Annotated in this window: 27 protein-coding genes; 17 read left to right on the top strand and 10 right to left on the bottom strand. The window is 55.0% G+C overall.

The genetic code is table 11. The features are described from left to right. Window positions 1-71 precede the first annotated feature (71 nt). Window positions 72-1,250, bottom strand: coding sequence for a formate-dependent phosphoribosylglycinamide formyltransferase (purT, locus tag HX778_RS04810; protein WP_176981405.1), 1,179 nt, complete (start codon window positions 1,248-1,250; stop codon window positions 72-74). 136 nt (window positions 1,251-1,386) lie between these two features. Between purT and HX778_RS04815 the strand changes: the two genes are divergently transcribed. From HX778_RS04815 to ptrB, 3 genes are all read left to right on the top strand, one after another. After that, a complete protein-coding gene (locus HX778_RS04815; RefSeq protein WP_176981406.1) occupies window positions 1,387-1,737 on the top strand; it encodes a YebG family protein in 351 nt (116 codons plus the stop codon). Between the two features lie 119 nt (window positions 1,738-1,856). After that, the gene (locus HX778_RS04820; RefSeq protein ID WP_038481860.1) at window positions 1,857-2,534 is read left to right on the top strand and encodes a tellurite resistance TerB family protein; all 678 of its coding nucleotides are present in this window, start codon (window positions 1,857-1,859) and stop codon (window positions 2,532-2,534) included. Window positions 2,535-2,657: 123 nt separating this feature from the next. Next, a complete protein-coding gene (gene ptrB, locus HX778_RS04825) occupies window positions 2,658-4,715 on the top strand; it encodes an oligopeptidase B (protein ID WP_176981432.1) in 2,058 nt (685 codons plus the stop codon). Here ptrB and exoX read toward each other — a convergent pair. Both exoX and HX778_RS04835 read right to left on the bottom strand, forming a co-directional pair. Then, on the bottom strand, window positions 4,712-5,383 hold the full coding sequence (gene exoX / locus HX778_RS04830; RefSeq protein WP_038481862.1) for an exodeoxyribonuclease X: 672 nt from the start codon (window positions 5,381-5,383) through the stop codon (window positions 4,712-4,714). The genes ptrB and exoX overlap by 4 nt on opposite strands. Before the next feature lie 143 nt (window positions 5,384-5,526). Then, on the bottom strand, window positions 5,527-5,757 hold the full coding sequence (locus HX778_RS04835; protein WP_167549833.1) for a DNA polymerase III subunit theta: 231 nt from the start codon (window positions 5,755-5,757) through the stop codon (window positions 5,527-5,529). A gap of 141 nt (window positions 5,758-5,898) precedes the next feature. Between HX778_RS04835 and yobA the strand changes: the two genes are divergently transcribed. The 6 genes from yobA to HX778_RS04865 all read left to right on the top strand — a co-directional run bounded on the left by yobA (window position 5,899) and on the right by HX778_RS04865 (window position 11,615). Next, the gene (gene yobA, locus HX778_RS04840) at window positions 5,899-6,273 is read left to right on the top strand and encodes a CopC domain-containing protein YobA (RefSeq protein ID WP_038481868.1); all 375 of its coding nucleotides are present in this window, start codon (window positions 5,899-5,901) and stop codon (window positions 6,271-6,273) included. A gap of 5 nt (window positions 6,274-6,278) precedes the next feature. Next, complete coding sequence (copD, locus tag HX778_RS04845; protein WP_038481871.1) at window positions 6,279-7,154, top strand: copper homeostasis membrane protein CopD; 876 nt, start codon at window positions 6,279-6,281, stop codon at window positions 7,152-7,154. Window positions 7,155-7,182: 28 nt separating this feature from the next. Further along, entirely contained in the window at window positions 7,183-7,527 is a 345-nt protein-coding gene (locus HX778_RS04850; RefSeq protein ID WP_038481874.1) for a YebY family protein, read from the top strand. A 540-nt stretch (window positions 7,528-8,067) separates the two neighbouring features. Next, window positions 8,068-9,564 (top strand): SulP family inorganic anion transporter, encoded by a 1,497-nt coding sequence (locus tag HX778_RS04855; protein WP_176981407.1) that lies wholly within the window; start codon window positions 8,068-8,070, stop codon window positions 9,562-9,564. A 255-nt stretch (window positions 9,565-9,819) separates the two neighbouring features. Then, window positions 9,820-11,067: an MFS transporter gene (locus HX778_RS04860; protein WP_176981408.1), complete on the top strand. Its 1,248-nt coding sequence runs from the start codon at window positions 9,820-9,822 to the stop codon at window positions 11,065-11,067. A 14-nt stretch (window positions 11,068-11,081) separates the two neighbouring features. Further along, window positions 11,082-11,615: a GNAT family N-acetyltransferase gene (locus HX778_RS04865; RefSeq protein WP_176981409.1), complete on the top strand. Its 534-nt coding sequence runs from the start codon at window positions 11,082-11,084 to the stop codon at window positions 11,613-11,615. A gap of 17 nt (window positions 11,616-11,632) precedes the next feature. Here the strand turns inward: HX778_RS04865 and HX778_RS04870 are convergent, their stop codons facing one another. The 5 genes from HX778_RS04870 to yebS form a co-directional block, all read right to left on the bottom strand. Then, window positions 11,633-11,824 (bottom strand): YebW family protein, encoded by a 192-nt coding sequence (locus tag HX778_RS04870; protein ID WP_176981410.1) that lies wholly within the window; start codon window positions 11,822-11,824, stop codon window positions 11,633-11,635. Window positions 11,825-12,063: 239 nt separating this feature from the next. Then, window positions 12,064-12,303 carry a YebV family protein gene (locus HX778_RS04875; RefSeq protein WP_038482028.1) on the bottom strand — a complete coding sequence of 80 codons (240 nt, stop codon included), beginning with the start codon at window positions 12,301-12,303 and terminating at the stop codon, window positions 12,064-12,066. A gap of 105 nt (window positions 12,304-12,408) precedes the next feature. Then, window positions 12,409-13,857, bottom strand: coding sequence for a 16S rRNA (cytosine(1407)-C(5))-methyltransferase RsmF (rsmF, locus tag HX778_RS04880; RefSeq protein ID WP_176981411.1), 1,449 nt, complete (start codon window positions 13,855-13,857; stop codon window positions 12,409-12,411). A gap of 79 nt (window positions 13,858-13,936) precedes the next feature. Continuing rightward, window positions 13,937-16,570 (bottom strand): PqiB family protein, encoded by a 2,634-nt coding sequence (locus HX778_RS04885; RefSeq protein ID WP_038482034.1) that lies wholly within the window; start codon window positions 16,568-16,570, stop codon window positions 13,937-13,939. Continuing rightward, window positions 16,539-17,783: a membrane integrity lipid transport subunit YebS gene (gene yebS, locus HX778_RS04890; protein ID WP_370527347.1), complete on the bottom strand. Its 1,245-nt coding sequence runs from the start codon at window positions 17,781-17,783 to the stop codon at window positions 16,539-16,541. Before yebS ends, HX778_RS04885 begins: the two co-directional genes overlap by 32 nt. 146 nt (window positions 17,784-17,929) lie before the next feature. Between yebS and HX778_RS04895 the strand changes: the two genes are divergently transcribed. From HX778_RS04895 to htpX, 4 genes are all read left to right on the top strand, one after another. Continuing rightward, window positions 17,930-18,418, top strand: coding sequence for a GAF domain-containing protein (locus HX778_RS04895; protein WP_038482040.1), 489 nt, complete (start codon window positions 17,930-17,932; stop codon window positions 18,416-18,418). Window positions 18,419-18,522: 104 nt separating this feature from the next. Continuing rightward, window positions 18,523-19,206, top strand: coding sequence for an RNA chaperone ProQ (gene proQ / locus HX778_RS04900; protein WP_038482043.1), 684 nt, complete (start codon window positions 18,523-18,525; stop codon window positions 19,204-19,206). 20 nt (window positions 19,207-19,226) lie between these two features. Further along, complete coding sequence (gene prc, locus HX778_RS04905; protein WP_038482046.1) at window positions 19,227-21,275, top strand: carboxy terminal-processing peptidase; 2,049 nt, start codon at window positions 19,227-19,229, stop codon at window positions 21,273-21,275. A 194-nt stretch (window positions 21,276-21,469) separates the two neighbouring features. After that, window positions 21,470-22,351: a protease HtpX gene (gene htpX / locus HX778_RS04910; protein ID WP_038483477.1), complete on the top strand. Its 882-nt coding sequence runs from the start codon at window positions 21,470-21,472 to the stop codon at window positions 22,349-22,351. Window positions 22,352-22,396: 45 nt separating this feature from the next. On the opposite strand, the gene HX778_RS04915 is transcribed toward htpX, so the two are convergent. Then, window positions 22,397-23,770 carry an MFS transporter gene (locus tag HX778_RS04915; protein WP_176981412.1) on the bottom strand — a complete coding sequence of 458 codons (1,374 nt, stop codon included), beginning with the start codon at window positions 23,768-23,770 and terminating at the stop codon, window positions 22,397-22,399. Window positions 23,771-23,945: 175 nt separating this feature from the next. Between HX778_RS04915 and kdgR the strand changes: the two genes are divergently transcribed. Further along, window positions 23,946-24,737, top strand: a complete 792-nt coding sequence (gene kdgR, locus HX778_RS04920) for a DNA-binding transcriptional regulator KdgR (protein WP_176981413.1) — start codon at window positions 23,946-23,948, stop codon at window positions 24,735-24,737. Window positions 24,738-24,777: 40 nt separating this feature from the next. Here the strand turns inward: kdgR and HX778_RS04925 are convergent, their stop codons facing one another. Beyond that, window positions 24,778-25,017, bottom strand: a complete 240-nt coding sequence (locus HX778_RS04925) for a YobH family protein (RefSeq protein WP_038483480.1) — start codon at window positions 25,015-25,017, stop codon at window positions 24,778-24,780. 159 nt (window positions 25,018-25,176) lie between these two features. Between HX778_RS04925 and mgrB the strand changes: the two genes are divergently transcribed. From mgrB to HX778_RS04940, 3 genes are read left to right on the top strand one after another with little or no spacing between them, the layout of a single operon-like run. Next, window positions 25,177-25,320 carry a PhoP/PhoQ regulator MgrB gene (gene mgrB, locus HX778_RS04930; protein WP_008454016.1) on the top strand — a complete coding sequence of 48 codons (144 nt, stop codon included), beginning with the start codon at window positions 25,177-25,179 and terminating at the stop codon, window positions 25,318-25,320. A gap of 54 nt (window positions 25,321-25,374) precedes the next feature. Then, the gene (locus tag HX778_RS04935) at window positions 25,375-25,656 is read left to right on the top strand and encodes a YebO family protein (protein ID WP_176981414.1); all 282 of its coding nucleotides are present in this window, start codon (window positions 25,375-25,377) and stop codon (window positions 25,654-25,656) included. A gap of 16 nt (window positions 25,657-25,672) precedes the next feature. Then, window positions 25,673-26,668 (top strand): MBL fold metallo-hydrolase, encoded by a 996-nt coding sequence (locus HX778_RS04940; RefSeq protein WP_176981415.1) that lies wholly within the window; start codon window positions 25,673-25,675, stop codon window positions 26,666-26,668. Window positions 26,669-26,737: the final 69 nt, after the last annotated feature.

Genomic DNA, 26,737 nt, shown 5'->3' on the forward strand with positions numbered 1-26,737 from the left:
ACTTTTGGGGTGCAGTCCAGTTTAGCGGGGCTCAATGATTAAATTGCTCTCACCTGGGGGCGATTTTTTTTTTAGCCTTCTACCTTCACCTGCGCGGCAGATGCCACGGCGCGGGCGATAGCTTCATCGACGTTGTTCCCGGTTGCCAGCGCCACGCCCATACGGCGTTTACCGGCGATTTCCGGCTTGCCAAACAGGCGAACCTGTAAACCCCCGCCCAGCGCAGCGCCCACGTTGCTGAACTTAACGTTGTCGCTATGCAGTTCGGGCAGGATCACCGCCGACGCAGCCGGACCATACTGGCGAATCTCTCCGACGGGCAGGCCGAGGAAGGCGCGAACGTGCAGGGCAAACTCAGAGAGATCCTGCGAAATCAGCGTCACCATGCCGGTATCGTGCGGGCGAGGGGAGACTTCGCTGAAAATCACCTCATCACCGCAAACGAACAGCTCAACGCCAAACAGACCGTGGCCGCCCAGCGCGGTGACCACTTTCTCCGCAATCTCTTTCGATCTTGCCAGCGCGATATCGCTCATCTGCTGTGGCTGCCATGACTCGCGGTAGTCGCCATCTTCCTGACGGTGGCCTATAGGCGCACAGAAATGCACGCCGTCGACGGCGCTGATGGTCAGCAGGGTGATTTCAAAATCAAAATTGACCACGCCTTCAACGATCACGCGGCCTTTACCGGCGCGCCCGCCAAGCTGCGCGTACTCCCATGCTTTCGCCAACTGGTCGGCGGTGCGAATAAAGCTTTGGCCTTTACCGGATGAACTCATCACCGGTTTGACAATACAAGGCAGGCCAATCTCCTGGACGGCCTGCTGGAAAGCCTCTTCGCTATCGGCAAAGCGGTAGGAGGAGGTTGGCAGCTGAAGCTCTTCTGCGGCCAGGCGGCGAATACCTTCGCGGTTCATGGTCAGCTTAGTCGCACGAGCGCAGGGCACCACGCGCTGACCCTGCGCTTCAAGTTCCAGCAGGGCATCGGTGGCAATGGCTTCAATTTCAGGAACGATAAAATCGGGCATTTCGGCGGCGACGATCGCTTTTAATGCAGCGGCATCCAGCATATTGATGACATGGCTGCGGTGCGCAACGTGCATCGCAGGGGCATTCGCATAGCGGTCAACGGCGATAACTTCAACCCCGAGACGCTGACATTCAATGGCCACTTCTTTACCCAATTCACCGGAACCCAGCAGCATAACTCGCGTAGCTGCCGGGCGCAGAGCTGTTCCCAACGTTGACATGTGATTTAGCCTTAACAAAGAAAAAGACCGCGGCAGTATAAACGAAAACGTTTGCGTTGGCAGCGGCTTTACGGCTTGTGTGATAAAATGATTGGCGATATACTGGATAAATAAACAGGTAAAACGGAGCTGCAAAATGGCGGTCGAGATTAAATACGTGGTGGTGAGAGAGGGACAAGAAAAAATGGCCTTTGCCAGTAAAAAGGACGCTGACGCTTACGACAAAATGCTGGATCTGGCCGAAGTGCTTGGCGAATGGCTGCAGCAAAGCCCGCTTACGCTTGAGGAAGGGCAAAACGATACCCTGGCAATGTGGATGGCGGAAAACAAGGATCTGCTGGCGGGCGTGCTGAAAAACGGCAAGCTACCGGAGCCACAGTTAAATCCGGCTGAGCCTGAAACAGAAGCTACTGAGGCTGAGCAAGCGCCGGCTGCGGAAGATAACGTCAGCGAACACCCTGGACGTAAACGGACTAAAGCAGCGTAATTTTTGCTGCATGCGCCGGGCCGCCGGCGCTATTCTTTTCCCATCTTTAGCGCTGACCGACGTTTCTTGACGTCCCGTGACCTACTCTCGACGAGTTAAGCCAACAAAAGGTACCCGTCATGAATAACTGGTTACAGCAGCTTCAGTCTTTACTGGGGCAATCTACCTCCTCCCAACACTCTTCGCAGCCTGCGGCCGGTGCTGGCCCGGAAGGGCTTAGCAAGCTTCTGGTGCCGGGGGCGCTGGGCGGATTAGCCGGGTTACTGCTGGCAAGCAAATCCTCGCGCAAACTGCTAACTAAATACGGCACCAGCGCCTTATTGGTTGGCGGCGGGGCCGTCGCCGGTAGCGTGCTATGGAACAAATACAAAGAGCGGGTTCGCCAGAATCAGCCTGCTACTGCGGGTTATAGCGAGCCGCACTCGTCGGTTGATGTTCGAACTGAACGGCTGATCACGGCTTTGGTCTTTGCCGCCAAAAGCGACGGCCATATTGACGCGAAGGAGCGTCAGTTTATCGAACAGCAGCTGCGTGAAGTGGGCATCGAGGGTGAAGGCAAAGCGCTGGTCGAGCGGGCCATCGACAGGCCTTTAGATCCACAGCTGCTTGCTCAGGGCGTTAGAAACGAGGAAGAGGCGCTGGAGATTTATTACCTGAGCTGCACCGCCATCGATATCGATCACTTTATGGAGCGCAGCTATCTGAGCGCGTTGGGTGATGCGTTAAACATTCCTCAGGATGTCCGGGCAGGCATCGAGCAGGATCTTCAGCAGCAAAAACAGGCGCTCCCGGTTTAATCCCTCTGATTCCCAATCTGCCGGGTTCTGCCCGGCTTTTTCTTTTAATCCTTCAGGTTCCGCTTGCAAGCTCGGCTGAATTTGCCACCCTTACTGGGTGTTAAACGGAAAATGTTGAAAGTGATGCCACCCAAAGCCAAAAAAATTCCTCACGCTATGACGCTTCATGGCGATACCCGCCTGGATAACTACTATTGGCTACGTGATGATGACCGTGCCGATCCCGAAGTCCTGGCGTACCTCGAACTGGAAAACGACTACGGCAAAAAAATCATGGAGAGCCAGCGAGCCCTGCAGGATCAATTGCTCAAAGAGATGATAGCTCGTGTTCCACCTCACGATGTTTCTGCGCCCTATGTGAAAAACGGCTTCCGCTACCGTCAGGTTTACGAGAAGGGAAATGAGTACGCGATTTATCAACGGCAGTCTGCGGTTCGCGAAGAGTGGGAGGGCTGGGAAGTTCTGCTGGATGCCAACCAGCGCGCCGCCCACAGCGAGTTCTACACCATGGGCGGGCTTGCTATCACGCCGGATAATACCGTTATGGCGCTGGCGGAGGATTACCTGTCTCGCCGCCAGTTTGGTCTGCGCCTGCGCAATTTAAAAACCGGAAACTGGTATCCTGAGCTGCTTGAAAACGTCTCGACCAGTTTTGTCTGGGCAAATGACTCCGTCACGCTTTACTACGTGCGAAAACACCCCAAAACCTTGCTGCCTTATCAGGTCTGGCGGCACACGCCTGGCCACCCGGTTGCCGACGATCAACTGGTGTATGAAGAGAAAGATGACGCTTTTTACGTCAGCCTGCATAAAACGACCTCGCAGCATTTTGTTGTCATCCATCTTGCCAGCGCGACGACGAGTGAGGTTTTGTTGCTGGATGCAGAGCTTGCTGACGCCGAGCCTCACGTGTTTACGCCTCGCCGGAAAGATCATGAATATACGGTCGATCACTATCAGCACGGTTTCTACATTCGCTCTAACAAAGACGGCAAAAATTTCGGTCTTTACCGCAGCACCGTCCGGGATGAGAAGCAGTGGGAAACGCTTATTGCCGCGCGGGAGCAGGTCATGCTCGAGGACTTCACGCTGTTTCGCGACTGGCTGGTGGTTGAAGAGCGACAGCAGGGGCTAACCAGCCTGCGCCAGATTAATCGCCATACGCGCGAGTCCACCGGTATTGCTTTTGACGATCCGGCCTATGTCACCTGGCTTGGCTACAATCCCGAGCCCGAAACTTCTCACTTGCGTTACGGCTACTCCTCAATGACTACGCCGGATACGCTCTTCGAGCTGGATATGGACAGCGGTGAACGGAAGGTCATCAAACAAACCCATGTTGCCGGTTTTGAGGCCAGCAACTACCGCAGTGAACATCTGTGGGTGACGGCCAGGGATGGGGTGCAGGTGCCGGTTTCGCTGGTTTACCACCGCAAGCATTTTCGCCGGGGGAAAAGTCCTCTGCTGGTCTATGGCTACGGGTCTTACGGCAGCAGCATGGATGCGGATTTCAGCGGCAGCCGTTTGAGCCTGCTGGACAGAGGTTTTGTGTATGCGATAGCCCACGTTCGCGGCGGCGGCGAGCTGGGGCAGCAGTGGTACGAAGACGGTAAGTACCTGAAAAAAAATAATACCTTTAACGACTACCTGGACGTGTGTGACGAGCTGCCTAAGCAGGGCTATGGCGATGCGAAATTGCTTTATGGCATGGGCGGGAGCGCAGGCGGCCTGCTGATGGGGACGGCAATCAATCTGCGTCCTGAATTATTCCATGGCGTGGTGGCTCAGGTGCCGTTTGTCGATGTTGTGACGACGATGCTTGATGAGTCGATCCCGCTCACAACCGGTGAATTTGAAGAGTGGGGCAATCCTCAGGACGAAGAGTATTATCACTACATGAAGCAATACAGCCCTTACGACCAGGTTCACGAGCAGGCTTATCCTCATCTGCTGGTGACGACCGGGCTGCATGATTCACAGGTGCAGTACTGGGAGCCCGCGAAGTGGGTCGCCAAATTGCGAGACTACAAGCGGGGCGATACGCTATTGCTGCTTTGCACGGACATGGACTCCGGGCACGGCGGCAAGTCGGGGCGCTTTAAAGCTTACGAAGGCGTGGCGCTGGAGTTTGCTTTCCTGATAGCCCTGGCGCAGGGGACGCTGCCAGGGCGGGCACACTAGTCAGCCGCGTTGGCGGCAAGATAATGTTTTAAGGTCATACGAAGATCCGGCGTTAGCTCCTTGATGTTGTTGAGCATCCAGCGCAGATAACCCGGATCGTCTTCGGCGATTTCCGCGATAGGCTTACCGCGGTATTTACCAAACATCATAGTGGTCACCAGCGCCGGACGGCCGGTTATCGTGACCATTTCTTCCGGCGTCCAGCCGGACACGTCCATAATTCTTAACAACAGGGCTGCGGTGATATAGCAGTCGAACAACGCTCGGTGATGATGCAGCCCGGCGGGCGTGTCCACGTGCAGCTTCAGCGACTTATACAGGCCCATGTTACTGTATTTAATGCCCGGCCATAGGCGACGCGCCAGCTTCACGGTACAAATCCAGTCTCCCTGCATTTCAGGCAGCATGCGGCTATCAAAGCTGGCGTTGTGCGCAACATAATAACGGCTACCGTGATAGCGGGGGATCACGTCTTCAATCCAGGGTTTATCGGCCACCATCTCTTCGGTAATTTTATGGATGGCCATCGCCTGATGGCTAATCGGGCGGTCTGGGCGAACAAGGTCGCTCATCGGGTTCACAATCTGGCCGTCGAGGATATCGACCGACGCCACTTCCACCACGCCACCCTGCAATCCACAGGTTTCCGTATCTATAATGCGCAGCATTTCGGGCTCCGTTAACAGGCTTCAGGCACTAGCGTAAAGCAATGAACTTGTCATGCCAACCTCTTGTTCCGACGGATGGGCTAAAGCTAGTGGTGAACTGAGCAGGAATTACTTTTATAAGCAGCGAGGGCAATATTAAGCTTTTATTTTTGCTTCGGTTCGTACGGCAAGCGGGATAAATTTACCGACGCCAGACGATGGGCAATCAGCCTTTCACGAAACCAGCCGCGAAGATGCTCCGGCTGTTCACGCTCTACCATTTCAGCCACGACGGGCATGTTATAGCGCTCTTTAAACGCAACCCCGGCGGCGGCGAGATCGACGTTAACTTTATCCATTTCTTCCTGGGGTAAATCGGCGAGATTGTAGCTCATCATATCCTCCTGCAATGTCAGCGCAGAAGTTACTGTTTTGCGCCCCGGATGACAAGTAACAATAGCTTTTCCCGTCTCGACTTGATAACGGGCCGGGGTTATCCTTTCCGCCTTATCACATAACAAAAAGGAATAGTTAATATGGCGTTCATCTCCTCCCGCATCGCAACCGTCGCGGCATTTGTCGCTGCTATGGCCGTTTCTCCAGCCGTTTTCGCTCACGCTCACCTGAAGCAACAGTCTCCGGCCGCTGATTCTGCCGTGACCACGTCCCCACAGGCGCTGACCCTGAGCTTCTCCGAAGGCGTTGAGCCTGGCTTCAGCGGCGTGGCCGTGACTGGCCCGCAGAAATCAGCGGTGAAGACCGGGAAAGTGAAGGTTGCCGAAGCCGACAATAAACAGCTGATTGTGCCGGTAGAAGAGGCCTTAAAGCCGGGTGACTATTCTGTTGACTGGCATGTCGTGTCGGTCGACGGGCACAAAACCAAGGGTAACTATCACTTCTCCGTGAAGTAAGCGCCATGCTGTCGGCGTTTTACATCGCGCTGCGTTTTGTCCATTTCACCGCATTGATGGTGCTGCTTGGCAGCGCCATCTGCTGTTCACTGCTGGCTCCGCAACGGTTTAAACCCATTCTTGTACGCCGACTCAGGGCGCAGTGGCGGCCTGCCGTTTGGCTGTCGCTGGTCAGCGCTTGCCTGCTGTTTATGGCCCAGGCCGGGCTAATGGGCGACGGCTGGCGCGACGTGATTTCCCCGGACGTATGGCAGGCTGTACTGTCCACCCGCTTTGGATCCGTCTGGATATGGCAGCTGTTGCTGGCCGTGGTGACGCTGGCGGTGGTGCTTATTGGGCCACGCGCGATGCAGGGATTGCTGCTGCTGTTTGCCGCCGCACAGCTGATCGTTCTGGCCGGAGTAGGGCACGCCGCGATGCATGATGGCGCCCTTGGCGCGTTCCAGCGTATCAACCACGCCATTCACCTGCTGAGCGCGGCCTGGTGGGTTGGGGGCCTGCTTCCGCTGTTGGTGTGTATGCATATGGCGCACAAGCCGCGCTGGCGCGGCCCGGCAATTACGGCGATGATGCGCTTTTCACGCTACGGGCACCTTGCCGTGGCGGCGGTGCTGGTGACCGGGGTTGTTAACAGCCTGCTGATTCTGGGCTGGTCGCTGCCGCTGGAAAGCGGCTATTTACGATTACTGGCGCTGAAGGCTGGGCTGGTGCTGGTGATGGTGACGCTGGCGCTGATCAATCGCTATATGCTGGTACCTCGTTTTGACGCTGCGCAAGCCGGGGCGCAGCGGCGCTTTATTCAGCTGACCTGGCTGGAAGTGATTTTGTCGGTAGCGGTACTGCTGCTTGTCAGCATATTCGCCACCTGGGAGCCGTTCTGACGGCACAAATTGGTTATATGAGAGACTCATGAAAAAGAGCATTTTGACTTTACTGCTGCTGGCCTGCGCGGGCTCTGCGCTGGCTGCCCCGCAAATTATCACCGTTAGTCGGTTTGAGGTGGGTAAAGACAATTGGGCATTCAACCGTGAAGAGGTGATGCTGAGCTGCAGGGCGGGGAATGCGCTGTTTGCCATCAACCCAAGCACCCTGATGCAGTATCCGTTGAACGCCATTGCCGAACAGCAGATTAAGAGCGGTAAAACGAGCGGGCAGCCTATTAGCGTGATTCAGGTCGACGATCCGCAGCATCCTGGCCAGAAGATGAGTCTCGAACCCTTCATTGAACGTGCGCAAAAGCTGTGTAGCGAATAAAAACCACACAAATTTTTATCATAAAAAACAGCAATAGCCTCAACGGGATATTGCTGTTTTTGCATAAACAGTCACCTGAAACGCGGCTTTTTTCTGACCACTTTTGTTGCGGACTGGAAAACCTGCGTCGGTAATCTATTCTTAAGAGGCAAGGCGACTTAGCCTGCATTAATGCCAACTTTTAGCGCACGGCTCTCTCCCAAGAGCCATTTCCCTGGACCGAATACAGGAATCGTGTTCGGTCTTTTTTTTATTCGGGAACTCGTCAGCCCGCTTGCGCGTAAAGCGTTTCCCATAACGCTTTGGCTCGACCAGTGCGCTAAAACCATACCACACCTTGATAGCTCGCCGTCCAGCGTTTTTTGCTTAATTTGTTAATTATTTGTTGCGCAAACGACGGGGTCAGGCCATGGCTGGCCTGTAACAGGTGATGTCGGTCACAAAAATTCGCATCAGTATGGCGACAAGGCTACAATTCCGGCCTCTTTGACCGCGTTCCGTGAGAGACGCGGCATCCATGACAATAAGCCTGCATCCACTATGACAAATCAAACCGAGCCTGCCGCTCAACATGCCCACGAGAATAGCCTGCGCGCCGTGCTCCGTTCACCCCGGCTGTTCCAGCGCGAAGTGCTTGCCGGGGTCGTAACCGCGCTGGCGCTGATCCCCGAAGTTATCTCCTTTTCGCTGATTGCGGGCGTCGACCCGAAAGTCAGCCTGATCGCCTCCATCGTGCTCTGTTTTGCCATGTCTGTCCTGGGCGGCCGCCCGGCGATGGTCACCGCCGCGGCAGGATCGGTAGCTTTGGTGATTGGGCCGATGGTTCACCAGTACGGCATCGGCTATATCCTGCCTGCGGTGGTGCTGGCCGGGGCGATCCAAATCCTGTTCGGCGTGACCGGGCTGGCGCGTATGATGCGTTATATACCGCTTTCGGTGATGACCGGTTTTGTTAACGCCCTGGGCATACTTATTTTCTTCGCTCAGGTGCCTCATGTCTGGGGGCAATCGCCGTTGGTTTGGGGGCTGTTTGCCGTGACGCTTAGCGTGGTGGTGCTGCTGCCGAAGGTGCTGAAATCAGTGCCTTCACCGCTGGTGGCTATCGTGCTGGTGACCGGCCTGAGTGCTGCCATGGGCTGGACGTTGCCGACGGTCGGCGACAGTGGGCCAATGAAGGCAGGGTTGCCTGGATTAACGGAGCTAATGGTGCCGCTGAACCTTGAGACGCTGCAAATTATCTGGCCCTGTGCGCTGAGTATTGCCTTCGTTGGGCTGATGGAATCGCTGCTGACCGCGAAGCTGGTGGATGACCTGACCGACACGCCGTCCAGTAAGCGCCGTGAGTGCTGGGGGCTTGGCGTTTCAAATATCTTCGCCGGTTTTTATGGCGGTATTGCCGGCTGCGCAATGATCGGGCAAACCATCGTTAACGTCGAGCTGGGAAGAGGGCGTACGCGGCTTTCGACGGTGGCGGCTGCGCTGGTGTTATTGCTATTGGTGACCGCGCTGAGCGAGGTGATGGCCAAAATCCCAATGGTGGTGCTGGCCGGGATTATGATGATTGTGGCGGTGAAAACGTTGAACTGGCACAGCATCTCGCCCGCCACGCTGCGACGCATGCCGCTTCCGGAAACGCTGGTGATGCTCACCACCGTCGCCGTAACGGTTTATACCGATAACCTGGCGCTTGGCGTGCTCGGCGGCGCTATCTTCGCGATGATGCTGTTTGCTCGCCGCATCGCCCACGTAGTGCGCGCCGAACGGCAGCTTGCTGAGGATGGGAGCGAAGTGACTTACCTGGTGCGCGGGCCGCTGTTCTTCGCCAGCAGTAATGACCTCGTGGAACATTTTCACTATGCCGACGATCCGCCGCGGGTGATTATCGATCTTACCTATGCGCAAATTTGGGATGCCTCCACCGTTGCCGTGCTCGACGCCATTGAAACGCGTTATCAACGTTACCAGACGCGCGTTGAGATTGTTGGCCTGGATACCCACAGCGCGGATTTCCATCAACGATTGAGCGGCAAACTTTAGTCTTTTTTCCGGCAGCGTCAGGCTGCCGGCTACTGCCGATCTCTCTCAGCATGAAATGCCGCTTTTTGAGCGCGCGATCACAATTTCCCACTACTTTACGCTGCCCGGCTGGCTGTTTAAATTATAAGCTGGGGAAATAAACATTTCTGCAACATTTCCGTTGCCAGCCATTACGGAATAACTTATTACTATTTAACCGCTTAGTGATATTGAGCGGCCCCGCCTCCACAATAACGATAAATAACAGGACACTTTATGACGACAAACGATGCCGTCCGGGAGGACGCTGCGCGCGGTTTTTGGCCGACGGTCAAAACCTTCCCGGCGACGGTGATTGCGCTGCTGTTTTTCACCCTGGTCATCCGCTTCAGCTATTTTATGGCCTGGCCGTTTATGACGGTGATCATGACCCGTAATTACCATCTTTCGCCTATCTCGGTTGGGATAGCGATGACCAGTAGCGCGCTTTTAGCCGTAATGCTGGGGATGTATGGCGGACAGCTGTCGGATAAATTAGGCCGCCGGGGCGTGCTTTCCCTTGGCTGCGCGCTGTCGTTCGTGGGATATGCGCTGCTCGGGCTGGCGACAGGAATGACGTTGTTTATCATTGGCCTGATGATCGTTGGCGTCTGTTTTGCGTGGGTTGAGCCGCCAACTCGTGCCCTGATGAGTGACCTCCTGGGCGATCGCCGTCGCCGCGCCCTGGCGCTGCAGATTCGTTACTATCTGGTGAACGTCGCGGCGGTTACCGGGCCGGTGGTCGGCATTGCTTTTGGGCTGACGTCGCAAAAAGGGACGTTCGTGATAACCGCCATCAGCTATTTGCCGCTGCTGGTTTATACCTTACTGTTTATTCCTGCCGGAAAGCTGGTGGCCAATGGAAGCGAACATAAATCGGCAGTGAGATTGCGCGACGTTATGCTGATTATCGCTCGCGATAAACTGTTTGTCGCGGCACTGTTGTGCAGCACGTTGTGCGCCGTGGTCTTCGTTCATTATGAATCCGTGGTGCCGCTTTATTTGCTGACCCTGGACGCGGAAGCCGCGGTGAAACTGATTACGCTGATTCTGGTGTCCAACGCCTGTACGGTGTTGATAGCCCAGCTGTTCCTGGTTCGCTTTCTGGCGCAGGTTAGCCTGCCTGACCGTATTTTGCTGGGTGGCGCTATTTTTGCGATTTCACAGCTTCTGTTCTGGTCCGTGCGGACGCCGGATGCGCTGCTATGGGTGAGCGTCACGATTATTTTCAGCATCGGTGAGGCGATTCTGTTGCCTAACCTGAATATCCTGTTGGATCAGCTTGCGCCGGATGAGCACCGGGGAGCTTATCTTGGGGCTTCTACGCTGACCACGCTGGGCGTTGCGCTGGGGCCGCTGATTGGCGGTGTAATGCTGACCCTGACGGGAGCCGGCGTCTTTTTGGCCACAATGCTGTTTAGCCTGCTGCTGTGCGCTATTATCTACGCCTGCAAATCCGGCCTTACACAACGATTACAAGAGTAAAACTGAGCGGAGTCATGATGGTTACTGAAGCACCACGCCTTGAAACGGAACGCCTCGTTCTACGCCACTTCACGCTGAGCGACTACGAGGCGCTGGTCGCCTGCTGGGCCGATCCGGAAATGGTCAAATTTATCGGCGGCGGGAAGCCGCAGGACGGCGAGATGAGCTGGGGACGGCTGATGCGCTACATCGGCCACTGGCAGGCGCTGGGCTATGGCTACTGGGCTTTGTTTGAGAAACAGAGTGGGCGATTTGTCGGTTCGTTCGGTTTCCAGGAAGCTAAACGCAACCTCACGCCAGCGCTGGAGCACCCTGAGGCGGGCTGGTCGCTGATTCCGGCCGTACACGGTAAAGGGTATGCGGCTGAAGCGCTCAGCGCGGTTTTAGGCTGGGCGGATGAAAACTTCGACGGGCCGGTGTGCTGCATTATCGACGACGGTAATCAACGTTCCATTGGGCTGGCGGAACGTTTCGGCTTTGTTTTCCAGCACTATGTGGAGTACCACGGTAAACCGATCAGAATGTTGGTGCGCCCGCTTAGCCGCTAGTCTTCACTGGCTCCTGCTCAGAAGTCGCTGTACTGCCGGGCAGGCTGCCAGAACCCATCGATAAAATCTTCTACCGGGTAACATCCACCGTGGCGCATGCGCTGTTCACTCATCGCGCTCAGGCACTGGCGTTCGCTGGTAAACACCTCAAGCACCAAATCGTCGCAGCCGCCGTCCAGGTAACAAACAAATAAAACCAAAGCAAACATTAGCGCCTCAGAACCGCTTCGTTTGGTTTAAGTGTAGGGGAGCAAAAGGGAGTGGGGGAAATAAATAATCCGTCCCGTGGACGGAGAACGTGCTGGCAAAAATCATTGATTTAAATAATGCACTTTGGTCTAAGAAAACAATGAATGATGTTCTCTGGTTTACTCCAAACAGCTGAAAACCACGTTTTTCGGCTGTTTGTCATCTATGTAACCCGTCTCGTGGACGGGTTCATCTTGAGTTATGCAAGACGCATCACCCAGGCATCACGGTGCTGGTCGTAATGTTGTAGGTAAAGGACGGAGTGTTCGCCGTCCAGCACGGCGGGAATCGAGGTTTCGTCATCCCAGGCATCAAGCTGCATGCACAGGTCAGGGTCGGACTTGCAGGGGATGCTTAACGTTCGATCCCCCTGTTGTTCACCGTGTAATTCGGCATCGTCAATTTCGAAGATGCCGATCCGGACGTTGGTTTTTGTCATCTTTGGCTCCTTGTTATCTGCGGCAGGTGGTATGACCAGTAGGTCACCCCATTTTCAGCGTAGTCAAGGCAGCACAAATTGCCAACTTAAAACGTGCTTATTTCTTCAGCCAGCCTGCGGCGCGGCGAAAAGCTTGCCGTCACGGACCAGCTCTCTCGGATAGCTGTTCTTCAGGCGTGAGCCGACTTTACGCGCGAGGCCAAGCGGTTGCCCCTGGAAAGTGACAACAACCTCATCACGTGACGGTGTCACTTCTGGGTAGATATCTCGCCCACGGTACCACTCTTCGGCCTCTGCTTCGCTCAGCGGGAAACAAAGCGAGTTGTCACTTTTTACCAACGCGACCACGGCTTCATGCTGCCAGCGGAAGCCTTTGTTGTGCTGTTCGGCAAGCTTCAGGCCAATACGGGAGAAACGAACTTTGCCGATAAGGGGTTCTATTTCGGTCGGGAACAGCCAGATTTCTTTATCACGCTGCCACAGACGGAGTTCATCGCCCCAGGTAAGACCCGATTTTTCCGCGGCGGCGGTGACTTCTGCCGCCGATTTTCCCTTCATAGGCACGAAGGGGAATTTTCCCACTTTATAGCCGGGAGCTGGAAGCGGCTCGATGGAGGCCGTTTTGCGTAAACGTGCGACGAAAAAGCCTTCACAGTCGTAAATCTGCGGGAAGACGTGCAGGAAGCCTTCCGGCGTCAGCGCGCGAGCTGCTTCAGGGAAAAGCTCGTCGAGAGGCGCAATTTCTACCGCGTCCGGCCAGGTATCCAGCAGCCACTGGCAGATTTCCTGATTTTCCTGGCGATTAAGCGTGCAGGTTGAGTAGACCAGGGTGCCGCCTGGGCGCAGAGCGTGAAAAGCGCTTTCGATCAGTTCACGTTGGGTATTGGCTATCTCAGCCGTGCTTTCAGGTGACCAGTTGCGCAGGGCGTCCGGATCTTTACGCACCACGCCTTCGCCCGAGCAGGGCGCATCCAGCAGAATGGCGTCGAAGGATTCCGGCAAGGCGGCACCAAATACGCGGCCGTCAAAATGGGTAAGTGCCACGTTGCTGATACCGCAACGGCTGATGTTTGCGTGCAGGACTTTCACCCGGCTGGCAGAGTATTCGTTCGCCAGAATTGCGCCAGTATTACCCATACGAGCGGCTATCTGGGTCGTTTTTGAGCCTGGGGCGGCGGCGACGTCCATCACGCGCTGCGGTTCATTGCCGTCGGCAAACAGGGCGGCGACGGGCAGCATCGAGCTGGCTTCCTGAATGTAGAACAGGCCGCTCAGGTGTTCGGCCGTACTGCCCAGCGGCAGGGTTTCTTCATCATCTCGCTCAATCCAGAAACCTTCTGCACACCACGGCACCGGCGTCAGGCGCCAGTGATAAGGGGCGACGAGCGTGAGAAACTCGGCCACGGAGATCTTCAGCGTATTTACGCGCAGGCTGCGGCGCAGCGGCAGCTGGCAGTATTCGATAAAGCTTTCCAGCGTCTGGTCTGCGGGAAGCGCATCGCGAATAGCGTCGAGGAAAGGTTGCGGAAGATAAACGGCAGTAGATTGAGCCATGAAAAACGCCCCTGGAAAAATTAAGGGGCGCAGTTTAACACGGAATTGCCCGGGCGGCGCACCGCTCCGGGCTTGAGGGTTAGCGTGGCAGGGCGGTTCCCCACTGGCGCCACTCTTTCGGCTCGCTTTCCAGCAGCAGGAAGTGTTTGCCCGTTTCGGCCTTCGGCGAGAGCGGGATCCCCGGTGGGGTGGCAAACGCAATGCCGCCGCGAATAAACTGGTTAAAGGTCCCGGTTTTGACCACGCCACCGGTTAAGCCAAAGTCCAGGCTGTAGCCGGAAGCCAGCCAGAATACCGAACTCTCACGCACCAGATGCTGGTAGCGCTTGCTGATGCGCAGGCCAACCATTACGCGATCTGAGAGGTTGCCAAGCGTCATGCCGGTCACCGTACCAACTTCAATCCCTCGGAACAGCACCGGAGTGCCGATGCTCAGAGAACCGGCTTCCGGCACCTCGAGCACGATGTTCAGGCCGTCGGAATAACGGGAGTCGGTGATTGACGCCTCCTGTAGCTCGAAATCACGGCGTGGGTTGCCGTTGCCTGGCTCAACGTTGATGTAAGGCTGGAAAATCGTATCAAGATGATCGACGCCCGCCGCCGAGATTTGCGGCGTCACAACGGAGAAGCGGGTGCCGCCCCGTGCAAAGGTGGAAACATATTCCGGGTACAGGACCGCCTTCGCCTCAACTTCGTTACGCGACTGCGTCAGGTTCAGCGACTCAAGCTGACCAATATCGATACCCAGATAGCGGATTGGCATGCCTGCTGAAAGCTTCCCGGCATCAAACGTGTGCAGCGTTATCTGGCTGCCTACCGCCCGCGCTGCGGTTTCTGAAGCATAAAGTACGCGTTTTTCGCCTTTGACCTGGCCCACGCTCGCACCGCTCATATTGTCAAAGCTGATGGCACCTTTCAGGGCACGAGAAAGCGGAGAAGCCTGAACGGTAAGCCCGCTGCCGTTAAGCTGCACGCGCGCACCGCCTTCAGCCCAGAACACGGTGTTTGGCGTCAGCAGCTTGCGGTATTCCGGCTTGATATGTACATCAATATCAAAGTTATTGGCGCGAGGGCGAATGGAGATAATTTCCCCCACCTGGAATTTGCGGTACAGCACCACGGAGCCTGTCTGGATATCGGGCAGGCTGGAGGCGGTGAGCGTTAAGGTGGTGGTGGGGATGTCGCTCAGGCTGTTTTCGATGGCCTTTTCCATGTTGGCGTAAAGCGGATAGCTGCTTTTCATCTCGCCTTTGCTGCCCGGCAACACGCGGATACCGCCGTTTACCCATTCACTGGCGCTGGCACCAAGTAACTCAACGCCGTCCATGCCGAGCTTCACGTCAATGCGGCTGTTGACGACAAACTTGCTGTCGCCCTGCAGCAGGTGGCGATACTGCGGTTCAATGGCAACGGAGAAGGTGACACCCTTCGCCGACAGATTGCGCTCGACCACCTGGCCGATTTGTATTCCGTGCAGGATAATGGGCTGCCCGGCGTCGATGCCGTAGCTCTCCGGCGCGCTCAGGGAAAGCGTCAGCACGTCAGGCTGCTGTAGCGGCGTTTTGTCGCTTGGTACTACGGTAAATTTAGCCTGCGGCTCGCCCTCGCCTGGAACGAGCTCAAAAGTGCTGCCCGTCAGCAGGCTACTGATGCTCGGATTATCGAGCGAGATTTTAGGGCTGCGTAGCTCGATACGCGTTCCACTGCGCATCAGGCTAACAACGCCAGGGTCTACGGTCATCTCACCGGTGACGGCGCCGCCTGGGTTAAGGTTTAGCTTAGTTAATGAGCCAACTTCCAGCCCCTGATACATCAGCTTTGTCGAGCCAGCCTTGAGGCCATCGCCGCTCGGGAGGTCAAGATTAATGATGACGCCGCGCTGGCTGTGGGCCAGGTCTTCATACAGCCCAAATTCGTCATCCGCTTTTGCGGGGGCAGAGTTATCGGGGGAGTCGAAGGCTATCGCACCATTCACCAGGGCTGCCAGGCTTTCAAGCTGAACTTTCGCCCCGCTCAGGCCTACATCCGCCTTAACGCCGGACACGTTCCAGAAGCGGCTGCCTTTTTTCACCAGGTTCGTGAAGCGGCGATCGATCAGCACGTCGACGGTCACGCCCTGTTTGTTCTGATTGATGGCGTAGTCGTACACGCGGCCAACCGGAATCTTACGGAAATAGACCAGCGAACCGCTGTTCAACGAGCCCAGATCCGGGGCATGCAGGTGTATCATCAACTCGCCGTTATCAAGGCGATATTTAGGCTGGGTATCGAGCGCGGTGAAATGATCGCTCGGCTCGCCTTTGCCCGGCATCATGCCGATATAGTTCCCGCCAACCAGTGCATCAAGCCCGGATACGCCGGCGAGAGAGGCCTTCGGCGTGACCAGCCAGAACTGAGTATCCTCCCGCAAAGCGTCCTTCATGTCGCTTTTGATGCTGACTTTGACTTCGATTTTACGCAGATCGTCGCTCAGGCTAATGTTCTGCACGGTACCGACTTCAACCCCCTGGTAACGCACGGGCGTACGGCCGGCAACAATGCCGTCGGCAGAGATAAAATCGATGGTAACGGTGTTACCGCGCTCCTGATAAGTCGTCCAGATCAGCCAGCCGGCGATCAGCAACGCAATAATAGGTAACAGCCAGAAAGGGGAGATCCGGCGTTTTGTTTTAATTCGCGCCTCAGTCGGTGAAGCGGGCGTTTCCTGACTCATGTGCGTCCCAAAGTAGTCGGCTATCCAGCCATTCGACGGCAAGAATAGTTAATATAACCGCCGCGCCAAAGAAGACCGCGGCGGGACCCATCGTAAAAGCTAACAGCTGGTCACGATTAACCAGTGACATCATCAATGCAATGACAAACAGATCGAGCATAGACCAGCGGCCAATCCAGGTGACAAAGCGCAGCAGCAAAATACGGGTTCTTAGTCCCTGCTGGCATTTGAAATGAATGCTGATAAGAAGCGTAATCAATACAATAACTTTAGTAAACGGCACCAGGATACTGGCAATAAATACCACCGCGGCGACGGCAATATTGCTGTGCGCCAGAGAGATAATGCCCGACATAATGGTGTCTTCCTGGCGTGCTCCGTTCACGTAGATAATCGAAATAGGCAGCAGGTTAGCCGGCAGCAGAAAGACCAGGGAAGCAATCAGCGCCGCCCAGGATTTTTGTAAGCTTTGTTTACGGCGATGGTACAGCGGCACGTGGCAACGAGGGCAGCGGCCTCGCTCGTCCGGCACGCCGGTGAAATGGCAGCCGAGGCAAACTCGCAGCTGGGCGTTAAAGGCGCGCGCCGGGCGCTGCGGATAGAAACGCTCCCAAAGCTGCTCAATATTCAGGTGGATCATCGTCAGCAGGCTCAGGACCACCAGAACGATAAAGGCGATGAGGCCTGGACCTGGCTGTATAAAAGCGTACTCGCGAACCTTAATACAGGCCACGCCAATCCCCACCAGGTAGATATCCAGCATTACCCATTCTTTGAGCTTATCCAGCATCAGCAGCACCGGGCGAAGGTTCATCCCCAGAATGTTGCCAAAACAAAGGTAAGCGATAGCCGCGACCAGCGTCGCCGGGGCGCCGACAACGCAGAAGAGCACCACGGCGGCGGTAAGCACGTCCCCCTGGCTCGCCATCTGCCAGATCCCCTGCATAACGTTCGCATCAATCTTTGAACCCAGCAGATAAATGCGCAGCAGCGGATCGGAGAAGGCGACCGGCATCAGCACCAGCATCGCCACGGCCATTGCCCCCAGGCGAGTTAATGACCAGTCGCGGCCATTGTGTACTTTTGCCTCACAGCAGGGGCAGTAGGCGCTTTGTGTCGATTTGACCGGCGGCAGTGAGAAAAGGGTATCGCATTGGGGACAACGCTGATAACGTGCCTGAGGCAGGGCCTGACTAATGGCGTGTATTTTCATAGTGCGTCGTAAGCCGGGAGCATTGTTATCTGAATTATTCATTTAGCCTATCGTAATTCATAAAATGATACACCTTGTGGCACGGCGCATTTAATGCTTATTTTAGTATGCTACGAAGTAAAGTAAGACAACATAACGGTTATTTAATGAACAAAGAACAATTTTACGCGGATCTCAACCGCGATTTTAGTGCGTTAATGGCAGGTGAAACCAGCTTCCTCGCAACGCTGGCAAATACCAGTGCTTTGCTGTTTGAACGTCTGGACGGTGTTAACTGGGCAGGATTCTATCTTCTTGAGGCACAAACGCTAGTCCTGGGACCCTTCCAGGGCAAAATAGCCTGCGTGCGTATTCCTGTAGGTAAGGGCGTATGCGGTACTGCTGTCTCCACAGGAACGATCCAACGTGTCGAAGACGTGCACGCCTTTGATGGGCATATCGCCTGCGATGCAGCCAGCAATTCTGAAATCGTTTTGCCGTTGACGGTTGATGGTCAGACGATCGGCGTCCTGGATATCGACAGCACCGAGTACGGCCGTTTTTCAGAAGAAGACGAAATCGGTTTAAAAACCTTGGTTTCGCGGCTTTCAGACGTGCTAAGCGGCACTGATTTTAAAAAATTCTTCCCTCGATAGCATGATAAGCAACGGATAACGTGGCATTTAGCGATGGCGTCATTATAATGTCGCCTGTTCATGCCTGCGACTTATTGGCAACTCCGTTGTAATCAGGAAATTTCATGGAAAATCAACCTAAGTTGAATAGTAGTAAAGAAGTCATCGCATTTTTGGCCGAGCGTTTTCCACGCTGTTTTAGCGCTGAAGGTGAAGCCCGTCCGTTGAAGATTGGTATCTTCCAGGATTTAGTTTCTCGTGTTGAAGGCGAAATGAGCCTCAGCAAAACTCAGCTTCGCTCGGCATTACGCCTTTATACATCAAGCTGGCGTTACCTGTACGGCATCAAAGCTGGCGCGACTCGCGTAGATCTTGATGGCAACCCGTGCGGTGAGCTGGACGAACAGCATGTAGAACATGCTCGCCAGCAGCTTGAGGAAGCAAAAGCCCGCGTTCAGGCCCAGCGCGCTGAACAGCAGGCGAAGAAACGCGAAGCAGCCGCCGCCGCTGGCGGAACGGAAGAGGCTCCGCGCCGCGAACGTAAACCTCGCCCGGCCGCAGCACCTCGTCGTAAAGAAGCCGCTGAGCGCAAACCTCGGACGGAAAAACCGGCACCTAAGGCACCTCGCGAAGAGCGTCGAACCCCGGTTACGGATATTACCGCTCTGCAGGTTGGACAGGCCATTAAAGTTAAAGCCGGTAACAACGCAATGGATGCTACCGTACTGGAAATTACCAAAGATGGCGTCCGTGTACAGCTGACTTCTGGTATGGCAATGATCGTACGCGCAGAACACTTGCAGTTCTGAAACGGAGGCCTGACTCAGGCATGAACAAACTCTTTAAGCTTACGGCTATCGCCAGCCTGCTGTTCGTGGCAGGCAGTGCCCTGGCCCTGGACAACATTACTCGTGCTGACCAGATTCCGCAGTTGAAGGAAGAAGCTCAGCACGCAACCGTAAGCGAGCGCGTGACGTCTCGCTTTACGCGCTCGCACTACCGTCAGTTCGATCTTGACGCTAACTTCTCGGCAAAAATCTTCGATCGCTACCTGAACCTGCTGGACTACAGCCATAACGTGCTGCTGGCAAGTGACGTTGCGCAATTTGCCGCGAAGAAAGGGCAGATTGGTGACGAGCTGCGTAGCGGTAAGCTCGACGTATTTTATGATTTATACAATCTGGGTCAGAAGCGCCGTTTTGAACGCTATCAGTACGCGTTGAAGGTGCTGGCGAAGCCAATGGACTTCACCGGCAACGACACCATTAATCTGGATCGCAGCAAGTCGCCGTGGCCGACAAGCGTTGATGAGCTGGACAAGCTCTGGGACGCAAAAGTTAAGTACGACGAGCTGAGCCTGAAGCTGGCCGGTAAAACCGAGCAGGAAATTCGTGAAACGCTGACCAAACGCTATCAGTTTGCGATCCGCCGTCTGGCGCAAAGCAACAGCGAAGATGTGTTCTCGCTGGCGATGACCGCGTTTGCGCATGAGATAGATCCTCACACCAACTATCTTTCCCCGCGCAGCACCGAACAGTTCAACACCGAAATGAGCCTTTCTCTGGAAGGCATCGGCGCGGTTCTGCAGATGGACGATGACTACACGCTGATCAATTCGATGGTTGCGGGCGGTCCTGCGGCGAAAAGCAAGGCCATTACCGTAGGCGATCGCATCGTTGGCGTAGGCCAGACGGGCAAACCGATGGTTGACGTTATCGGCTGGCGTCTGGACGACGTCGTGGCGCTGATTAAAGGGCCAAAAGGCAGCAAAGTTCGCCTTGAGATCCTGCCTGCGGGCAAAGGGACCAAAACGCGTACCGTGACGCTGACCCGTGAGCGTATCCGTCTGGAAGACCGTGCGGTCAAAATGTCGGTGAAAACGGTCGGTAAAGATAAAGTCGGCGTGCTGGATATTCCTGGCTTCTACGTTGGCCTCACCGATGACGTGAAGGTTCAGCTGCAGAAGCTGGAAAAACAGAACGTCAAGAGCGTGATTATCGATCTGCGTTCTAACGGCGGCGGCGCGTTGACCGAAGCGGTTTCTCTGTCCGGCCTGTTTATCCCAAGTGGTCCGGTAGTTCAAGTTCGCGACAACAACGGTAAAGTCCGTGAAGATAGCGATACCGACGGCGTGGTTTACTACAAAGGCCCGCTGGTCGTGCTGGTTGACCGCTTTAGCGCCTCGGCCTCTGAAATCTTTGCTGCGGCAATGCAGGATTACGGCCGTGCGCTGATTGTCGGCGAGCCGACCTTCGGGAAAGGCACCGTCCAGCAGTATCGCTCTCTGAACCGCATCTACGATCAGATGCTGCGCCCTGAGTGGCCAGCGCTGGGGTCCGTGCAGTACACCATTCAGAAGTTCTACCGCATCAACGGCGGCAGTACCCAGCGTAAAGGTGTAACTCCAGACATCATGATGCCGACCGGGACCGAGCAAACGGAAACCGGTGAGAAGTTCGAAGACAATGCGTTGCCTTGGGACAGCATCAATGCGGCGACCTACGTGAAGACCGGTGATTTAACGCCGTTCGAGCCGGAGCTGCTGAAGCTGCATCAGGAGCGCATCGCAAAAGATCCGGAGTTCCAGTACATCATGAAGGACATTGCGCGTTTCAATGCCCTGAAAGAAAAACGTAATATCGTTTCCCTCAATTACGCCCAGCGCGAAAAAGAGAATCAGGAAGACGATGCTACGCGCCTGGCCCGAATCAACGATCGCTTCAAACGTGAAGGCAAAGCGCCGATTAAGAAACTCGACGACCTGCCGAAGGACTATCAGGAAGCCGATCCGTATCTGGACGAAACGGTTCACATTGCCGTCGACCTGGCCGGCATAGAGCAGGACAGGCCGGCGGAGCAGCCGGCTCCGGCGAAATAACTCTCCCGGATGGGCACCCGAAACGGTGCCCATTTTTTTACCTGTCTCCAGCGATGTAAGACAAATGCATACAAAATGTAAAGTTATGTATTATTAATCACTTGGCGGCGTCAGATGCTTGAAAATAGGCGGCGCGCCCCTACGATGTTGTGGAGCGCAAAGAGCGTGTTTTTAACCGAGGTAAAAAGAAAATTATGATGCGTATCGGGCTTTTCCTGCTGACCAACCTTGCGGTAATGGTCGTTTTCGGGCTGGTGCTAAGCCTGACGGGGATCCAGTCAAGCAGCGTTCAGGGTCTGATGATCATGGCGGTGCTGTTTGGCTTTGGCGGCTCAATTATTTCCCTGCTGATGTCAAAATGGATGGCGTTACGTTCAGTAGGCGGTGAGGTGATTGAGCAGCCTCGTAACGAAACTGAGCGCTGGTTAATCGAAACCGTGCGCCAGCAGTCGCAGCAGGCGGGGATCGCGATGCCGCAGGTGGCGATTTATCATGCGCCGGACATCAATGCGTTTGCTACCGGGGCGCGACGTAACGCTTCTCTGGTGGCGGTCAGCACGGGTCTGTTGCAGAACATGAGCCGTGACGAAGCCGAAGCGGTTATCGCCCACGAAATTAGCCACATCGCCAACGGCGACATGGTGACGATGACCCTGATTCAGGGCGTGGTGAACACCTTCGTTATCTTTATTTCCCGCATCATCGCTCAGGTAGCTTCCGGCTTCCTGTCCGGGAACCGTGATGAAAACGAAAGCAGCAACGGTAACCCGCTGATTTACTTTGCGGTCGCTACGGTGCTGGAGCTGGTGTTTGGTATTCTGGCGAGCATCATCACCATGTGGTTCTCACGTCACCGTGAATTCCACGCCGATGCCGGTTCTGCGAAACTGGTGGGTCGCGAGAAGATGATTGCTGCGCTGCAGCGTCTGAAAACCAGCTATGAGCCGCAGGAAGCCAGCAGCATGATGGCGTTTTGCATTAACGGTAAGGCTAAGTCAATGAGCGAACTGTTCATGACCCACCCGCCGCTGGACAAACGTATCGAAGCGCTGCGCAGCGGTGAATACCTGAAGTAACGGGAACATTGAACTGAAAAAGCGTGCCCTCGCGGCACGCTTTTTTTATGCCTGTACCCGAGGCTGGGACATTCTGAGCCCGCTGACAACGGCGGCCACGGTGGCAAAGATCCCCGCCAGTATCAGCGAGGCATGGGTGCCGCTCGCGCCAAACAGGTTAAACATTAGCGCCACCAGCGCGGCCCCGCAGCTTTGGCCCAGCAGGCGGGCGGTGCCCAACATGCCGCTGGCACCTCCGCTGCGATGACGGGGCGCGGATGAGATAATGGTGTGGTTGTTTGGCGACTGGAAAAGGCCAAAGCCTGCGCCACAAAGCACCATACGCCAGATGATGTTGATATCGGACGGATCGTGCGGCAGCATTGCCAAAGCAAAAAGGCCGCAGGCCATCACGAAAAGCCCCACGGCACCCATCAGGCCGGCGTGAACCCGCTCGATCAGGTAGCCCGCCAGCGGAGCCATCACCATGGTCGCCAGCGGCCACGGCGTTAACAGCAGCCCGGTTTCAACTTCACTCCGCCCCAGCACGGTTTGCATAAAAAAGGGCAGGGAGACCAGCGCCAGCATCTGGGCGCCAAACGAGCATATTGAGGTGCCGATAGACAGCGAAAAAATCGGGATCCTCAGCAGGTCAACCGGCAGCAGCGGGAACGGAAGGCGCAGCTGGCGACGAATAAAGAAATAGCCGATTATCACCAGCGCGGCCAGCTCACCAATAATGACTGAGCCAGGCTGGCCTTGCGAAAAGCCGCTGATAGCCGAAATCAGCAGGCCGAAGGTCAGGGCGTTCATTATCGCGCTCGGAATATCAAAGCGTTGACCCTGAGATTTCTGCTGATTAGGCGGCAAATAGCGCAGGGCCAAAACCAGCGAAACAATGCCAATCGGCACGTTGATCAAAAACAGCCATTGCCAGGAAGCGACGGAAAGGATCGCCGCGGCAACGGTAGGGCCAGCGGCTGAGGAAACGGCCACGATAAACGAATTGACGCCCATACCCCGGCCAAGAAAACGCTGAGGGTAAATAAGGCGAATCAACGCGGTGTTGACGCTCATCAGCGCCGCACCGCCAAATCCCTGCAGCACACGGGCAAACGTCAACATTGGCAGAGAGGTTGAGGTGGCGCAAAACAGCGACGTCAGGCAGAACAGCACCAGGCCGCACTGATAGATACGACGGTAGCCAAAAATATCGCCGAGAAATGAAAGTGACAGCAGCGAAACGATGATCGCTATCTGATAGGCGTTAACCACCCAAATAGACTCCGCCGGGCTGGCGTTTAAATCATGAGCAATGGTAGGCAGGGCGACGTTAGCGATAGCGCCGTCCAGAACGGCCATCATAATGCCGAGCGCGATGGTGAGAATGGCACCATAACGTTGAGGCGCAGGTAAGCCGTCGGACACGAATTTATCCATACTTGAAATGTGCTGTCTGAAGTCGTTAGGAGGGTAATGATTTTATCATCAATTAATCTCGTGAATGCCGCAGATTTGTAACGAATCAGCAGGCTTTAATTGCGGCTCCCGCGGGGCATCCATATACTAAAAAGCAGTTCCGATTTTTATAAAACAACAACGCCCGAGGTGATACATGGCACTCTCAGATCCCGATAAACAACCCGATTCAGTTTCTTCCGTGCTGAAAGTTTTCGGCATCTTGCAGGCGCTTGGTGAGGAAAAAGAAATTGGAATAACCGAACTGTCTCAGCGAGTGATGATGTCCAAAAGCACCGTGTATCGCTTTTTGCAGACCATGAAATCCTTAGGCTATGTTTCTCAGGAAGAGGAGTCGGAAAAATATGCGCTCACGCTGAAGCTTTTTGAGCTGGGCAGCGGCGCGCTGCAAAACGTCGACCTCATCCGTAGCGCGGATTTACAGATGCGCGAACTGTCCCGGCTGACCAGAGAAGCCATTCACCTCGGCGCGCTGGACGAAAGCAGCATTGTTTATATTCATAAAATTGACTCGCTCTATAATCTAAGAATGTACTCCCGCGTAGGGCGTCGCAATCCGCTTTACAGCACGGCTATTGGCAAGGTATTGCTGGCGTGGCGGGAGCGCGGGGAGGTTCTGGATATTCTCGGCGACGTTGAATACGTCCGCAGCACGGAACGCACTATCGTCAGCACTGAAGCGCTTCTCCCGGTGCTTGAGCAGGTTCGTAAACAGGGTTACGGGGAAGATAACGAAGAGCAGGAAGAGGGCATCCGCTGCGTAGCGGTGCCGGTGTTCGATCGTTTTGGTGTGGTCATTGCTGGAATGAGCATTTCATTCCCAACGTTACGCTACACTGAGGAAGGGCTGGCTGAATACGTGAAGATTCTGCATGAGGCAGCCCGCACGCTGTCACGGCAGATGGGCTACCATCACTATCCTTTCTGATTCGTGAAAGCGGGCCGCGTAAAGCCACGGCCAGGTCTGTCTACCCATTATCAATAGTTTTATCGACTTTACGCAGCAGCGGGCAGTCGGTCAGGCCAATAATCCCGCTGTCGGTATGAATAAACTGTGCAGTCACGGTATTACGTGCCGTGAGGTACTTACACTGCAGTCCTAGCCCGGCTGCATTTTCTTTGCTGCCAATCAACACGCCGTACCCGGAGAGCAATAAACCTGTCCAGACGATGGCGATAACAATTACCGTACGAATAATCACGCGCATACTTACCTCAAACATCAATCAATCTTTGTAGCAAGCTTATCCTGGATTACAGATGTCACAATCTGATGATTCTGAAATGAAAAAGCAGGAAACGTTACTTATGGTTTAGTTGGATAGTGGTAAATTATCGAAATTCTATGGTCAAGAGGTGGCGTTGTAGTGAGAAAGTACAGATGGGTGATTGTTTTAGTGATTGTGGTTACCTGCCTGCTGTTATGGACTCAAATGATAAATGTGATGTGCGACCAGGATGTGCAATTTTTCAGCGGCATTTGTACCATTAATAAATTTATCCCCTGGTAGTGATGCTTCTCTCTCTGCCTCAGGTGTAGAATGCATTTTTTTTGAGGTGGTAAGATGAACGAAATGGGTTTTAGCGCTCTGAATATCATGCCGCTGGCTATCTCGCTGGTGACGTTGATTGTGGGCCTTGTATTGTGGTTTTTTGTGAACCGTTCCAGCAGCCGTGCAAACGATCAGATTGCCTTGCTTGAAGAGCTGGTGGATTTACAAAAGCGTCAAAACGCTTTGCTGCGCCGTCTGTGTGAAGCAAACGAACCGGAGTCGGAGCAAAAACCGGCTGTGGCTGCGCAAGAAGATAATGACGACGACTTTGTGCGTCTGGTAGCTGAACGCTAAACAGGCTGGAGGTGGGATGAGCTGGAAAAACCCCTGGTACAACCCGCAATTATCCCACCATCTGCCCGACGGATTTCGCAATGCGGAACCGGCTGTACGGCAGCCCGGCGACGTCAAACGGTGGCGTCAGGAGCGTAAAGCGCAGCAGCTCCCGCATCCTCCCGTCGAAGGGTATTCAACGTTTATTGAACGCTGGTGGCAGCGCGCAGACCTGAGCGGCAGCGATGACCGCGTGTGGTGGCTGGGGCATGCCAGTTTGTTACTGCGGCTCCATGGCTACTTTTTACTGACCGACCCCGTTTTTTCTCGCCGTGCATCCCCCGTTTCTTTTGCTGGACCCTCCCGGCGCACCGAAGTGCCAATCGATCTTAAACAGCTCCCCCGGCTGGATGCGGTACTTATTTCACATAACCATTACGACCATCTGGACAGCAAAACCGTACGCAGGTTGGTCAAACGTTTCCCGGACGTGCATTTTTTCGTGCCGCTTGGCCTGAAGGCGTGGTTCAGCAAGCGTGGAATAGAGCAGGTGACGGAGCTGGACTGGTGGCAAAGCTTTAACTGGTGCGGCATGGTTTTCACCGCCGTGCCGGCCCGCCACTGGAGTATGCGAACTTTTTGGGATCGTAATCGCTCGCTGTGGTGCGGCTGGGTTGTCGAGCACGGCTCGCTGCGCTTTTGGTTCAGCGGCGATTCCGGTTACACCGAGTCTCTGGCAGAGATCTCCCGGCGATTAGGTCCGTTTGATATGGCGGCATTGCCTATCGGCGCCTATGAACCTCGCTGGTTTATGGGGGATCACCATATGGATCCTCAGCAGGCCGTTGCGCTATGGCAAAAGATGGGCAAACCCACGACGATTCCTATTCACTGGGGAGTATTTGAACTTGCCGATGAGTCGCTCGATAAACCGCCCCGGGAATTGCGTGAGGCATTGGATGAGCAGGGGGAAAGCGATGATGTGTTTTCTCCGCTGCGTATTGGTCAAAGTTTGCCCTTAACGAAAAAATAAGAATTTATTATTATCACTTCTTGTGATGATTCTATTTCTATTTGTGTCCATTAAATCAGCGGTCAGTCT

This window comes from Cedecea sp. P7760 (genome assembly GCF_013386425.1).
Classification (GTDB): Bacteria; Pseudomonadota; Gammaproteobacteria; order Enterobacterales; family Enterobacteriaceae; genus Cedecea; species Cedecea selenatireducens.